General features: G+C 61.0%; 13 protein-coding genes and 1 pseudogene. 3 read left to right on the top strand and 11 right to left on the bottom strand.

Annotation, left to right across the window (positions count from 1 at the left end; all coding sequences use genetic code 11):
* Positions 1-6: 6 nt before the first annotated feature.
* The 8 genes from ACPYOJ_RS19745 to ehuB form a co-directional block, all read right to left on the bottom strand.
* On the bottom strand, positions 7-1,491 hold the full coding sequence (locus tag ACPYOJ_RS19745; protein ID WP_481417759.1) for an NAD-dependent succinate-semialdehyde dehydrogenase: 1,485 nt from the start codon (positions 1,489-1,491) through the stop codon (positions 7-9).
* 92 nt (positions 1,492-1,583) lie between these two features.
* Positions 1,584-2,096: an Lrp/AsnC family transcriptional regulator gene (locus ACPYOJ_RS19740; protein ID WP_481417758.1), complete on the bottom strand. Its 513-nt coding sequence runs from the start codon at positions 2,094-2,096 to the stop codon at positions 1,584-1,586.
* 30 nt (positions 2,097-2,126) lie between these two features.
* Positions 2,127-3,119 carry a cyclodeaminase gene (locus tag ACPYOJ_RS19735; protein ID WP_481417757.1) on the bottom strand — a complete coding sequence of 331 codons (993 nt, stop codon included), beginning with the start codon at positions 3,117-3,119 and terminating at the stop codon, positions 2,127-2,129.
* Entirely contained in the window at positions 3,109-4,128 is a 1,020-nt protein-coding gene (gene eutB, locus ACPYOJ_RS19730) for a hydroxyectoine utilization dehydratase EutB (RefSeq protein WP_481417756.1), read from the bottom strand. The genes ACPYOJ_RS19735 and eutB overlap by 11 nt, the downstream gene beginning before the upstream one ends.
* Positions 4,129-4,902 (bottom strand): ectoine/hydroxyectoine ABC transporter ATP-binding protein EhuA, encoded by a 774-nt coding sequence (gene ehuA, locus ACPYOJ_RS19725; protein ID WP_168832093.1) that lies wholly within the window; start codon positions 4,900-4,902, stop codon positions 4,129-4,131.
* A complete protein-coding gene (gene ehuD, locus ACPYOJ_RS19720) occupies positions 4,899-5,594 on the bottom strand; it encodes an ectoine/hydroxyectoine ABC transporter permease subunit EhuD (protein WP_168832092.1) in 696 nt (231 codons plus the stop codon). Before ehuD ends, ehuA begins: the two co-directional genes overlap by 4 nt.
* Positions 5,595-5,598: 4 nt before the next feature.
* Positions 5,599-6,270, bottom strand: a complete 672-nt coding sequence (gene ehuC / locus ACPYOJ_RS19715; RefSeq protein WP_481417755.1) for an ectoine/hydroxyectoine ABC transporter permease subunit EhuC — start codon at positions 6,268-6,270, stop codon at positions 5,599-5,601.
* A 120-nt stretch (positions 6,271-6,390) separates the two neighbouring features.
* Positions 6,391-7,251, bottom strand: coding sequence for an ectoine/hydroxyectoine ABC transporter substrate-binding protein EhuB (gene ehuB / locus ACPYOJ_RS19710; protein WP_481417754.1), 861 nt, complete (start codon positions 7,249-7,251; stop codon positions 6,391-6,393).
* Positions 7,252-7,434: 183 nt separating this feature from the next.
* Here ehuB and ACPYOJ_RS19705 point away from each other — a divergent pair, with 183 nt between their 5' ends.
* The 3 genes from ACPYOJ_RS19705 to ACPYOJ_RS19695 are packed head-to-tail and all read left to right on the top strand — an operon-like array spanning position 7,435 to position 10,561.
* Complete coding sequence (locus tag ACPYOJ_RS19705; RefSeq protein WP_481417753.1) at positions 7,435-8,619, top strand: M24 family metallopeptidase; 1,185 nt, start codon at positions 7,435-7,437, stop codon at positions 8,617-8,619.
* 4 nt (positions 8,620-8,623) lie between these two features.
* Positions 8,624-9,778, top strand: a complete 1,155-nt coding sequence (argE, locus tag ACPYOJ_RS19700; protein WP_481417752.1) for an acetylornithine deacetylase — start codon at positions 8,624-8,626, stop codon at positions 9,776-9,778.
* A 39-nt stretch (positions 9,779-9,817) separates the two neighbouring features.
* Positions 9,818-10,561 carry a GntR family transcriptional regulator gene (locus tag ACPYOJ_RS19695; RefSeq protein ID WP_481417751.1) on the top strand — a complete coding sequence of 248 codons (744 nt, stop codon included), beginning with the start codon at positions 9,818-9,820 and terminating at the stop codon, positions 10,559-10,561.
* Between the two features lie 161 nt (positions 10,562-10,722).
* Here the strand turns inward: ACPYOJ_RS19695 and ACPYOJ_RS19690 are convergent, their stop codons facing one another.
* The 3 genes and pseudogenes from ACPYOJ_RS19690 to ACPYOJ_RS19680 form a co-directional block, all read right to left on the bottom strand.
* Positions 10,723-11,454: a hypothetical protein gene (locus ACPYOJ_RS19690; RefSeq protein ID WP_481417750.1), complete on the bottom strand. Its 732-nt coding sequence runs from the start codon at positions 11,452-11,454 to the stop codon at positions 10,723-10,725.
* A 215-nt stretch (positions 11,455-11,669) separates the two neighbouring features.
* Positions 11,670-11,749 (bottom strand): annotated as a pseudogene (locus tag ACPYOJ_RS19685) (IS6 family transposase); the annotation flags it as partial.
* A gap of 131 nt (positions 11,750-11,880) precedes the next feature.
* Positions 11,881-13,055 (bottom strand): sensor histidine kinase (locus ACPYOJ_RS19680; RefSeq protein WP_481417749.1); only part of this gene is annotated, 1,175 nt, incomplete at its 5' end.

Below are 13,055 nucleotides of genomic sequence, written 5' to 3'. Positions count from 1 at the left end.
TTTCTGTTATGCCCAATCGCGGCAGACATATTTCACGTCCATGAAGGCCTGCATTCCGTGAAGCGCCCCTTCACGGCCGAGTCCGGACTGTTTCATTCCGCCGAACGGGATAGGCGCGCCGGTGACCTTCGTCCGGTTTACGGCGACCATGCCGTATTTCAGGCTCCGGCTCGCCCTATAGATCCGGCGCGGATCCAGCGTATGCACATAGGCGACGAGACCGTATTCGGTATCGTTTGCCCATCGTAATGCCTCTTCCTCGCCGTCGAACGGCGCTATGGCCGCCACCGGGCCGAAAGTTTCTTCCCGCATGATCAGCGCGTCCGGCGGAACATCGACGAGAACGGTCGCCTCGAAGAAGAGCGGACCTTTGCCGTGGCGCTTTCCTCCCGCGAGAAGTCGCGCCCCGCGCCTCAGCGCGTCGGCCACCTGCTCTTCCTGCTTCAGCACCGCTTTCTCGTTCATCAGCGGGCCGATATCGGGGTCATCAAGACCGGCGCCGACAGTCAGCGCCGATGCGCGATCGGCAAACCGGCGGCAGAAGTCCTGGTAAACCGACCGCTCGACAAGGAAACGATTGGCGCCCAGGCAATCCTGGCCAGAGGTGGCGAACTTCGCCTTCACGGCCTCGTCAACCGCTCTCTCCATCTCGGCATCGGCAAAGAGAAGGAAGGGGGCGTGGCCCCCCAGTTCCAGCACGAGACGTTTCACCGTATCGGCAGAACGCCCATAGAGCAGCCTGCCGATCTCCGTGGATCCGGTGAAGGAAAGCGCGCGCACGCGAGGATCGGCAAGCCATGGTTCTGCGACGGTCGCAGCGTGTCCCGTCACGACGTTGAAGACGCCGGCCGGAAATCCCGCCCGCTCGGCAAGCTCGGCAAGGGCGAGCGCCGAATAGGGCGTTTCATGGCTCGGATGCGTAATGACCGTGCATCCTGCGGCAAGGGCCGCGGCGGCTTTCCGGGTCAGCATGGCGGACGGAAAATTCCAGGGCGTGATGAGCGCCGCGACACCGACCGGCTCCAGCCAGACTTCCATCTCGGCATCCGGTAGATGCGAGGTCACGCTGGAGATATCCGGGCGCTTTGCCTGCTCCGCATAGTATTCGACGAAGGATGCCGCATAGTCGATCTCGCCGCGGGCCTCGGAGATCGGCTTGCCCTGTTCGAGCACCATCAGGCGGGCTAGGTCTTCGCGGTTCTTTACGATCAGCTCGAACCAGTGCCGCAGGATGCGTGACCGCTCCTGCGGCAGGGCTGCGGCCCAGCCGGCAAAGGCGCGATCGGCCGCGTCGATCGCGGCACGGCTCTCCTCGGCCGAGAGGCTTGCCACATCGCCTAGCCAGCCGCCGCTTGCGGGGTCTGTCACCGCGAACGTCTCATTGCGAGCGGAAGCCACCCAGTGCCCGCCGATATAGGCGAACTGGCGTATCAGCCTGTGGTCGCTGAACCCTGTCAGCAGCGATTTCGGAGCTTCGGCCGGATATGCCATGCTGCACCTCTTCCCATTGATCAGGCTTCATGATCCCTCGAACGAGGCAGCCGAATTGTCTTTTCCAGGCATTGGCGGCAGACGAAATATCTTTATTTGCCACCCTCGATGGCAGCTTCTTCTCTTCCGTTCTCGAACAGGCTGTCGAAAGGCAGCGCTCCGCCCTCTTTCACAGGCTTGGTCACGATGTAGGTGTAGTAGCGCGCGACCCCCAGCGGCTGCTCCAGGAGCCGATCGATCAGGCGCTGATAGCTGTCGATATCGCGGGTGACGATGTGCAGGAGGTAATCGAAGCCGCCGCCCAGTGCCCAGCAAGCGACGATCTCCTCCTTGGCCTTCACTGCCCGCTCAAACGCCTGGAACGCGTCCGAGCGATGATGCTCGAGCTCGACGGTGACAAAGACGGTGACGCTCGAAACGATGGATTTCAGCGAGATCTCCGCCCTGTAGCTGCTGATTACGCCGGCCTTTTCCAGCCGGCTCAGGCGCTCCCAGCACGGACTCGGGCTCAGATTGATCCTGCTCGCGAGGTCAGCCTTCGAAATGCGGGCTTCGCTCGAAAGGATCTTCAGGATTTCGATATCGCGATTGTCGAGTTTCAACATGACGTCACTTGCTGCTCGAACCGAGCCATCTCACACATTCATCACGTTGCCCGCACCCTGGGCCTCGCAACGCGCGCGGGCAAAGGTGGCGATCGCGGTATCTTGCGCTCCGGTACCCGTCAGGTCTGAAATCGTCACGTCGCTTTCACTCTTGCGTCCAGCGGTTCTTCCGGTCAGCACCGCGCCGAGTTCCGCCGGCGCTCCCGTCGTCCAGAGGCCGGCGGCGATCGCGCTGCGCAGTTCGCCGAGCTTCTCGCATTGGCTCACCCGGTCGCAGACATAGAGATCGGCGCTCGCGAGCGCCTTCGGGTCGATCTCGTTCTTTTCCTCCTGGTCGGATCCCATCGCGGTAATGTGCAGGCCGGGATGCAGCCATTCGGCCTTCAATATCGGTTCGCGTGAAGGCGTGGTGGTGATGACGAGCTGGCTTTCGGCCACGAGCCGCGCCGGGTTCGCCTCGCCGCGCGCTTCGATGCCAAGCCGCGCCGCGAGATCGGCGGCGCAGGCCTCTGCTTTCGCAAGGTCTCTGCCCCAGACGATGACGCGCCTGAAGGGACGAACGAGATGCGCCGCTTCGATCTGCAGCCGAGCCTGGACGCCGGTGCCCATTACCCCCGCGGTCACGACATCGGCCGGCGCCAGATGGCGTGCCGCAACGGCGCCTGCCGCGGCCGTGCGCACATCGGTGAGGTAACCGTTGTCCAGCAGCAGAGCCTTGACGAGGCCCGTCTTCGCAGAAAAGAGGATCATCAATCCGTTGAGGCTCGGCAGGCCGATTTTAGGATTGTCGAAGAAGCCCGGGCTGACCTTGATGGCGAAGCCGTCGAGACCGGGGATATAGGCGGTTTTGACATCGACCTCCCCATTGGCCTGCGGGATCGCCATCGAAAGGATCGGTGGCATGATCACCTCGCCCGTGGCGAGGGCCGCGAATGCCCGCTCGACGATGTCGATGGCGGCAAGATCGAGCGGGACTGCCCTTCGGAGCTCCTTCTCGGTCAGGATCACGATGTCATGCGCCATAAAGCGTGCCTTCCATTAAAACGTCGCCGAGCATCACGTCCTCGCCCGATATGATTTTCGTGAATGTCGGCATGTCGAGATTGCGCCCGGTGACGATGCTGGCGGTTGGTCCTTCCGGCAGAGAAAGCTTCCCGGAAAGCACGGCGGCCAGTCCCACGACGCTTGCGCCTTCGGCCACAAATCGGTCCTCGAAATAGAGCACCTGCATGGCCCGGTAGATTTCGGCCTCGCTCACAAGAACCATGTCGTCGATCAGTTCCCGGCAGAGATCGAACGTATAGCGGTTGTCGAGTCCGATGCCGCCGCCGAGGGAATCGGCAAGGCTCGGCACTTCTTCCACCTCGACCGGCCTTCCGGCGACAAGCGACGCGGCCATCGCAGCGCCTCGATCCATGGAAATGCCGATCACACGAATATCCGGCCGGATCGCCTTGGCGGCAAGCGCGACGCCGGCGGCAAGGCCGCCGCCGGAGAGCGGAACGAGCAACGAGGCGACGTCCGGGCGGTCCTCCAGAATCTCGAGGCCGATCGTGCCCTGGCCGGCGATCACATCGGCGTGGTCGAAGGGCGGCACTTCACTGAAGCCGTCCTCGGCACACAGGCGTGTGCACTCGGCCTGTGCGTCATCCTGGCTCCTGCCGACGATGCGGACATCGGCGCCAAGCGCGCGAATACCCTCGACCTTCGCCTGCGGGACGAGGGACGACATGCACACGACAGCCGGGATGCCTCGCTTTTGCGCGGCATAGGCAACGCCCCGGCCGTGATTGCCGGTCGAGCAGCAGGCGACGCCCTTTGCTTCGGCAGGCAAACGCGCGATTGCGTTGGCCGCGCCGCGGATCTTGAAGGCGCCGATCGGCTGGGCGATCTCCAGCTTCAACAGAAATTCCCGGCCCGCCTTTCGGGTCATGAAGGGCGAGGGAACGAGAGGCGTGCGCATGGCAATGCCGACGATCCGTGCGCGCGCAGCCAACACATCGGCAAGCGTGATCAGTTCACGACCGCTCATTCACCCCTCCGTCACCGCCCTCAGGAACTGCTGCGTGCGCTCCTTCTGCGGATTGCCGAAGATCTCCGCCGGCGTTCCTTCCTCGTGGATCTTGCCCTTGTCGAAGAAGCATACGCGGTCGGAAATCTCGCGGGCGAAGCGCATCTCGTGGGTCACCATCAGCATCGTGAGATCGTGCTCGGAGGCGAGCCTGCGAATGACGTTCAGCACTTCGCCGACCAGTTCCGGGTCGAGCGCCGACGTCGGTTCGTCGAACAGCATGATGCGGGGCCGCATGGCGAGCGCCCGGGCGATGCCGACGCGCTGCTGTTGCCCGCCGGAAAGCTGGCCCGGGAATTTCTGCGCATGTTCCTTGAGGCCGACAAGCTCCAGCAGCTCTTCAGCCCGCCCCCTGGCCTCGGCCTTGGAAAGGCCCAGCACCACGTGCGGCGCTTCCATGAGGTTTCTGAGGACCGTCATATGCGGGAAGAGATTGAATTGCTGGAACACCATCCCAAGCTGCTTGCGCATTTCGCGGAGATGGTTCTCTCCGGCCGGGACGAGATCGCCATTCCTGCGCTCGTGCCACAGGGGCTCTCCGCCGACATACACGGTGCCCCCGCTGATCTTTTCCAGCGTCATCAGGATCCTGAGAACGGTCGACTTGCCGGAACCCGACGGACCGATGATCGTCACCTTTTCTCCTGGAGAAACGGTGAAATCGAGATCGTTGATGACGACGAAGTTGCCATAGGCCTTCTTGACCTTGTCGAAAACGATGACTGGCTCGCTCATCTTAACGGGATACCTCCCTTCGGTAGATTAATATCGAGATAGCGCACCAGCGCGGATGCGAAGATGGTCAGGATCAGATAAAGGCCGCCGACCATCGACAGTGGCACCAGATAGTCGAAGGTCTGATCACCGATGATCTTGGCGACGTTCAGCATTTCCAGCACGGTGACCACCGACAGCACCGGCACGTCCTTCATGATCGAAACGAGATAGTTGCCGAGCGCCGGGATGATGCGCGGCACCGCCTGCGGGAGGATGATATGCGTGAAGGTGCGGCGCGGCGGCAGGTCGAGCGCCTTGGATGCTTCGTGCTGGCCACGATCGATCGCATCGATACCGGCCCGATAGACCTCGGAGGTATAGGCACTGTACTGAATGCCGAGCGCCAGGGCGCCGGTCATGAAGGCCGGCAGCACGATGCCGTAGTCCGGCAGCACGTAATAGAGAAAGAAGAGCTGGACGAGCAGCGGCGTGTCGCGGATGAACTCCGTGATGAAGGTCGCAGGCCACGAGATGAACCGCGACGGCGCGCCCTTCAGGACGGCCAGCAGGAGGCCGATGACCATGGCGACGAAGAAGCCGAGGATGGAGGCTTCAATCGTTACCAGAAGTCCGTGCAGCAGTATGGGCAGGATGGAGATCGCGAAAGCCAGTTCGCCGTTAGCGGTATCCCATTCGTATCCGAACAGCATGGGCCTACCTCCTGTAGCCGCGCCAGCGGCTGAGCGAGTTTTCCAGGATGCGCATGATCAGCGTCAGCACCAGGGCCATGCCGAAATACATGAACAGAATGATCATGTAGATCGTGGTCGAGTCCTGATAGAAGTTGCGCAGCTGTTCCGCCTTGAAGGCGAGGTCGGCAAGGCTGATGAGGGATACGAGCGCCGTGTCCTTCAGGTTCTGGACGGCAAGGTTGCAAAAACTCGGCATCATCTCCGGTAGCGCCTGCGGCAGGGCCACGCGAAAAAGCGCCTGGCGCGGCGTGAAGTTGAGCGCGGTCGCCGCCTCGTACTGGTTGCGGCTGACGGCCTGGATCGCACCGCGCACCACCTCGGCGCCATAGGCGCCGATATTGAGCGCCAGGGCCAGCACCCCCGCGGCGACGGGCGGCAGCCTCAGATCGAGCCCGATCATGTCACCGGCGATCGGGAGCGCGAAATAGAGCCAGAAAAGCTGGACGAGCAGCGATGTGCCGCGGAAGACTTCGATGTAGACGATCGAGAAGCCCTTGACGAACCAGTTGGGCGAGAGCTTTCCGATCCCGAACAGGAAGGAGAATATTCCGCCGAGAATGGTCGAATATACGGTAAGTTCGATAGTGACCTTGGCGCCCTGGGCAAGCGGGCCAAGATATTCCGTCCAATGCATCCGCGACTTTCCCCATTATTATCGGCCGACATGCCGGCGTCCCGCTCTAAACAGGATCGGCCGGAGCTTTGCCATTTTCGCCCCGGCCGGTGGCCGTCATATCCGGTGTGATCCGCTTGATCACATTGCGCAGAGGTCTTTGGTCGTCTTGGCGGACGAGCCTTCGATATCTGCGGGCGTGAAGCCATAGCCGGTAAGGATCTTCTTCCAGTCGTCGGTCTTCTTGAAGGCTTCGAGCTCCTTGTTGAAGGCCTCGACAAGATCCTTGGAGTCCGAATTGAAGTTGAAGCCGCCCCAGCTGCGAACTTCCTTGCCGTCGACGACCGGATCCTTGAAATCATCCACGATCGCGACCTTGTCGCTCTTGGCTGCCAGTTCGCTGGCCGTCAGTCCCGTCGCGGCATAGGCATCGGCGCGACCGGTCGAGACGGTCGAGATCGCATCGGAGTTTGCGGCGATGGTGACGATGTTGCCTTCCGGCACGCCGAGCGACTGCATCATGTGAAGCTGGTCGGCGCCGGCCATGACCGCGACCTTCATGCCTTCCTTGGCAAAATCGGAATAGGTCTTCACGCCCTTCGGATTGCCGGCCGGCACGAGCAGACCCTCACCGTAGGATGTGTTCGGCTCGGAATAGACGACCTTCTGGCAGCGCTCGGGGCGGATCGCCATTTCGCTGGCGGTCATGTCGAAGCGATTGGCCTGGAGCCCCGGAATGAGCGATGAGAAATTCGTGACCACCCACTGGATGTTGTCGGCCGCGATGCCGAGCTTGCCGAGAACGGCTGTGGCGACATCAGGTCCGGCACCCTTCGCAGCACCGCTCGGGTCCATGAAGCCGTAGGGAATTTCGTTGGCGACCGCAACGCGGATGTAGCCACGGTCCTCGATCTCCTGCAGCGTGACCGCGCCTGCCGCACTGGCGCCGAAAGCCACGAGAATTGCGGTGGCCGCAGCCGCCCCAAGCATTTTCCGATTCATGATTTGCTCCCATTTTCTGTTTGTTGATCCCACGCGAATTTTTATTATGTTGTACACAACAGCATCCAGATGGCGCGATTGTCAATATTTTTCTTGCTATTTTTTGGGATTTGTAGCCTCATTTAAAGTGCATTGTACACAAATACAGCATTTGCACGAATAAACGTCACTCCCGGAGGAACCATGATCGTCAAGCGCTTGCCCTTTTCCCAGGATGAGTTTTCCCGCCGTCTGGCTAAGACCCGCGCGGCCATGGAGAAGAAGGGGATCGATGTTCTCTTCGTGGAGGATCCCTCCAACATGGCTTGGCTGACGGGTTACGACGGCTGGTCCTTCTACGTGCATCAGGGCGTCATCGTGTTCCACGACGAGGACCCCATCTGGTGGGGCCGCAGGCAGGACGCCAACGGCGCCTATCGCACCGTCTGGATGGCCGATGACCGCGTCACCTTCTACGCCGACAATTACGTGCAATCGACCGAGCGCCACCCCATGCAGGCGCTGGCGGCAATCCTCCGGGACAAGGGCTACAGCAGCAGACGCATCGGCCTCGAGCTCGAGAACTATTATTTCTCCGCCAAGGCCTACCTAACTTTGCGGGAGGAGCTGCCGGACGCGGATCTCGTCGACGCGACCGCGCTCGTCAACTGGCAGCGGAACGTCAAGAGCGGCGAGGAAATCGCCTTCATGCGCAAGGCGGCACGCATTTCCGAAAAGATCGTGGACGGTATTGCGGAGCGTATGCGGCCGGGCCTGAAGAAGAACGAGCTGGTCGCCGACATCCTTGGCGACGCCGTGCGCGGCACCGACGACGCTTGGGGTGACTATGCGGCGATCGTGCCCTTGCTTCCAAGCGGCAGCGACGCCGCCGCACCGCACCTGACATGGGACGATCGGGAAACCGAAACGGGAACCGCGACCTTCTTCGAAATCGCCGGCTGCTACCGTCGCTATCACGCACCTTTCTGCCGGACCGTTTTTCTCGGCAAGCCGCCTGCCTTCCTGCTCGAGGCGGAGAAGGCCCTGGTGGAGGGTCTCGAAGCCGGTCTGGAGGCCGCGCGCGCCGGCAACCGGGCCTGCGACATCGCCAAAGCGCTTGCCGCGCCGCTCGAGCGTGCGGGCATCGAACGCGGCGCCCGCTGCGGCTATCCGGTCGGTCTCTCCTATCCGCCGGACTGGGGCGAGCGCACGATCTCGTTGCGCGAGGAGGATCAGTCCGTACTCGAACCGGGCATGACCTTCCATTTCATGCCGGGCCTCTGGATGCAGGACTGGGGCATGGAAATCACCGAGACCATCCTGATCCGCGAAAATGGCGCCGCGGAATGCCTCTGCAGCAGACCGCGCAAGCTGATCGTCAAGGACTGATAGAATGCTCATTTCCGAGACGCGCTCGATCCTTGCCGATCTCGTCGCCTTTCCGACTGTCTCGTCCGACAGCAACCTCGCGCTGATCGCTTACGCCGCCGCCCGCCTGAACGATTGCGGAGCGCGTGTCTCCGTGATGCGCGACCAGAGCGGAACGAAGGCGAACCTCTTTGCCTCCATCGGGCCGGAGTGCGATGGCGGCATCGTGCTATCAGGCCATACCGACGTCGTGCCGGCGGAAGGGGACGAGTGGCAATCAGACCCTTTTTCGCTGCGCGAGGCGGATGGGCGTCTTTACGGCCGCGGCACCTGCGACATGAAGGGGTTCATCGCCGCAGCACTCGCCATAGCGCCGGACTATGCGAGCCTCGATCTCAGGAGGCCGGTTCACTTCGCCTTTACCTTCGATGAGGAAGTGGGCTGCCTCGGCGGCCAGGAGCTGGCTGCCGAACTCAGGCGCATCGAGCTCAAGCCCTCGGTCGCCATCATCGGCGAACCGACAGAGATGCGCATCATCGAGGGGCACAAGGGCTGCTATGAATACACGACCGAATTCACCGGACTGGAGGGTCACGCTTCCAATCCCGATCTCGGCGTGAATGCCATTGAATACGCGGTTCGCTATATTGGCCGGCTGCTGGAGATCGGCAAAGAACTTCGGGAGGCGGTTCCGGCGAGCCCCTTCACCCCGCCATGGACGACGCTGCAGGCGGGCCGCATCCAGGGCGGCACGGCCCGCAATGTGATCGCCGGTCATTGCGCCGTCGAATGGGAGATGCGGCCGATCCGCCGGGCGGATGCCGACTATGTCAAAAGCCACATAAGGGCCTATTGTGAGGAAGTCCTGCTTCCCTCCATGCGTTCGGTCTGTCCCTCGGCGGCCATCCACACGCATGTGGTGGGCGAGATCGACGGCCTCGAGCCGACGACGGAAAACGAGGCCCGGGCCATCGTCTCCGCGCTGACCGGCGCAACGACCGCGGATGTCGTTTCCTTCGGCACGGAGGCCGGGCTCTTCCAGCAGCTCGGCATTTCTACCGTGGTCTGTGGACCGGGTTCCATCGCCCAGGCCCACAAGCCAGACGAATTTGTAAGCCTCGATCAGTTGAAGGCCTGTCTGGATATGCTAAGCGGACTGAAGCAGAGGCTCATCACTTGATGTAAGGGACGATGAGACCCGACAAAGGATCCATCGTCCATGCGTGAATATGAGACGGACAACGATTACGAAATGGCTAGAGCGGCGAAGTCCGGCGGCGGTGACGAAACGCAGGTGAACGCCTCGCGCGAACGCTTTCAGCGCATCTATACGCTGCTCAGAAATCGTATCTGCCTTCTTGACTATCCGCCGGGAACACGGCTCAGCGAAGAGGCGCTCGCCGCCGAATTCGGCATCAGCCGGACGCCGCTCAGGCGCGTGCTCGGCTGGCTCGAATCCCAGGGTCTCCTGCGATCCGTGCATGGCGTGGGCACGATAGTGACGGATGTGGAAATCGATGCATTCGTCCAAGTCTATCAGCTTCGCATGGAACTTGCCGAACTGGTCGGAAAACTGTCACCCGTTCCGCCGACGCCCGAAACGATTGGGCTATTCCGTGAACTCGAGCGCCGTGGAAGCGATCTGCAGCAGAAGCCCGATCCGCGCGCCTTCGCCCAGCTTAATATCGATTTCTTCCACGGCCTGATGCGGCTGACCGAGAACGAACCGTTGCGCGAAATCTCCGAACGCCTCTACTATCAGACTGCACGGATTTGGCTCAAATCGATTTCCCAAATGAACCTCGCGCAAGAGGTGGCAATCTTTGCCCGCGAAATCGCCGAGGTTCGTACCGCCGTCGAGATCGGCGACGTCAGCGCCGCAAGCCACATTCGCCGCTCGCACATATCCATGAGCTTCGTGCGCCTCAGCAACACGAAACCCGAGACGGCAACGCAAGCTTGAGTCCCGTGCCACGCCTTTAGTTCCATAAATCATTTATGACGCCGGAATCGAATTCACAGGTCTGCGGTTCGAGTCCCTTCGAGAGCGACTACGTCGCTTCGCTGCCACTTTCCGCCAGGCGAAGGCGCGACCGCACCTCCGGCTTTTAGCTGAATGGGGTCTCAAACTGCATCGGGCGATCCGCCAGTGGAAGAATGCGCATAGAGCACGTCTCCATCGTAACCGATCGTGAAATCAGGTATGGAATATGTGCCGTCGTTATTGGCCTGAATTAACGTGCCGCTCACGCTCGTCTGGCTGGTCAAATAGCGGACATTGTTCGAAATAATGTCCTTCAGACGGCCAGTTAGCGCGTCTATTTTATTCCGATAGGCTTCATCCGTCTGATATTGCTCTGTTTTCGACGCGGCAATGAAGTTATTGAGGCCACTCGTCCACATGATCAGGTCGTTGGCACGTTTCGGTGCTTCGTCACGGACGCCCGCCTCCTTCATAGCCTGATTTTGCGGGCTGGCGGCGATGTCTTTGATGGCATTTTCTTCGTATCCTCCGCTTTCAGCGATCAATTCTTGAAAATGCCGATAGGCGGGATTGTTCTTCTCGATATCCTTTTGAAATTTACCAGGATGTTCCCAAAAATTTGCAGAGGCGTCCCTCGCTGGCGCACTGAATTCTTGCGTAGCCGAAGCAGGAAGGTTCTCGCGGCCTGAAGTAAATTTGCCGGCGGGATCGTAGATGAAGTCATCTACATTTCCGTCGTCGGGGATTAGATTTGCCGAAGGTCCGCCAGTCGTGTCTATCGGCTTCGCCTGATGCGCTGCCAAGGCTTCTGGTCTGTAAAGCGCCAAAGCCAAAGCCGGATTTCCGTAAACTGAGGGATTTAAGCTCACCATCGTTAAACCTCTATGGAAGAACGGTCCCTTTGGGCCGTAACGGGATTAACCGCAGTTCCTGCGGCTATGAATGCGCGATTTCGCATCTTGGGAATCTTGCACCCTCAGGATGTATAGCGGAGGCGGCTTGCACGTAGCTGGCGGGTGGGTTCGAGGATCCGCGCTGTCAAACGGTATTGAGTATTAAATTTGCGTGCCGGAACACAGCCTGCTCGGCGAAGACTGAGATTGTAGGTCAGTACCAGCGCACACACAGCAGGATCACGGAACGGTCGAAATGGCGGCCTTTGAACATGAAAAGCTCCTCTACGCCAACTGTCTTGCCGTCTTTCACGACATCATTGGCCAACTCATTCATCTCGGACCAACGGAAGAACCCAGGCACCGTCGAACAGCCATCGATTACGATCCGGTCAGAGCCACGGACTAACCACCCACTAGCGTGTCGGCATGTTCAGCGGGAAGAGGCGGACCCGGTACTGAAGTCAGGGTGAATTGAAAGACCGCGCCGCGGGGATTATCTGCCTCAGCCCACAATCGACCTCCATGCGCTTCGACGATCGAACGGCAGATCGACAGACCGAGACCCATGCCGCCAGGCTTGGTCGTGTAGAAGGGACTGAAAATCCGTTCGAGCAGCTCTGGTCCGAGGCCGGGGCCTGTATCAGCCACGGCCACGCACAGGCAGTTGGCGCCCTCCTTCATCGTCCGAACTCGCAGCTCGCGTGAACCGTCGATCATGGTGCCCATGGCTTCAGTAGCGTTGATGACCAGGTTCAGGATCACCTGCTGCAGTTGCACCCGGTCGCCCTGCAGGAGCGGCAGGCTATCGGCGAACTGCCTGTTCACTTTTATCCCGCTCTTGGTGATTTCGCTTCGGGCAAGGCTGATCACCTCGTCAATTGTTTCATTGATGTCGACCACCTCTTGCTGTGGTGGGGCTTTCTTGATCTGCCCGCGTATGCGGCTAATGACCTCGCCAGCCCGCCTGCCGTCCCTGGCGATCCGATCAAGCGCCTGGCGGACTTCTGCGAGATCCGGCTGCTCCATGTCCATCCAGCGCAATGCGGCCTGGGCATTGGTGACGGTTGCGGCGATCGGCTGATTGACCTCATGGGCGATCGAGGCGGTAAGCTGCCCGATGGTCGCGACCCGGTTGGCATGTGCCAGCTCCATCTGCATGTCGCGATACCGCTGCTCGCTGGCGCGGGCCTCCGCTTCGGCTCGCTTGAGTTCGGTCAGGTCGAGCACGAATATGACCGCCTTGCTGCGCGCCTCGTCGAAGGCGGCACTGGCGATCAGCACTGGCACCCGACTGCCGTCCTTGCGAAAATATTCCTTTTCGAACGGGTCGCAGCTCCCCCTGGCGCGGATATCGGCCGCCGCCCGCTCGCCGACGGATCGCCATTCGGGCGGCGTCAGCTTCGTCCAGCGGATATGTCCCGCTGCGAGATCTTGCCGGTCGTAGCCCACGCACTTCAGGAACGCGTCGTTGGCCTCGATGATCTCGCCCTCCAAAGTCATGATCAAAATCCCGATGATATTGGCATCGACCAGGCGCCGGATCTTGGCCTCGCGCTCCTCGAGGTCACGATAAAGGC

It is taken from the genome of Rhizobium sp. SVR5-9E (assembly GCF_056755095.1).
The sequence above is the reverse complement of the archived record's forward strand: the minus strand, read 5'-3'. Positions and strand labels throughout refer to the sequence as shown.

Coding starts and splice junctions, on each gene's coding strand:
- ACPYOJ_RS19695 (WP_481417751.1), top strand. CDS start 9,818: ATGCGTGAATATGAGACGGACAACGATTACGAAATGGCTAGAGCGGCG.
- ACPYOJ_RS19740 (WP_481417758.1), bottom strand. CDS start 2,096: ATGTTGAAACTCGACAATCGCGATATCGAAATCCTGAAGATCCTTTCG.
- ehuA (WP_168832093.1), bottom strand. CDS start 4,902: ATGAGCGAGCCAGTCATCGTTTTCGACAAGGTCAAGAAGGCCTATGGC.
- ACPYOJ_RS19735 (WP_481417757.1), bottom strand. CDS start 3,119: ATGGCGCATGACATCGTGATCCTGACCGAGAAGGAGCTCCGAAGGGCA.
- ehuC (WP_481417755.1), bottom strand. CDS start 6,270: ATGCATTGGACGGAATATCTTGGCCCGCTTGCCCAGGGCGCCAAGGTC.
- ACPYOJ_RS19690 (WP_481417750.1), bottom strand. CDS start 11,454: ATGGTGAGCTTAAATCCCTCAGTTTACGGAAATCCGGCTTTGGCTTTG.
- ACPYOJ_RS19705 (WP_481417753.1), top strand. CDS start 7,435: ATGATCGTCAAGCGCTTGCCCTTTTCCCAGGATGAGTTTTCCCGCCGT.
- argE (WP_481417752.1), top strand. CDS start 8,624: ATGCTCATTTCCGAGACGCGCTCGATCCTTGCCGATCTCGTCGCCTTT.
- ehuB (WP_481417754.1), bottom strand. CDS start 7,251: ATGAATCGGAAAATGCTTGGGGCGGCTGCGGCCACCGCAATTCTCGTG.
- eutB (WP_481417756.1), bottom strand. CDS start 4,128: ATGAGCGGTCGTGAACTGATCACGCTTGCCGATGTGTTGGCTGCGCGC.
- ACPYOJ_RS19745 (WP_481417759.1), bottom strand. CDS start 1,491: ATGGCATATCCGGCCGAAGCTCCGAAATCGCTGCTGACAGGGTTCAGC.
- ehuD (WP_168832092.1), bottom strand. CDS start 5,594: ATGCTGTTCGGATACGAATGGGATACCGCTAACGGCGAACTGGCTTTC.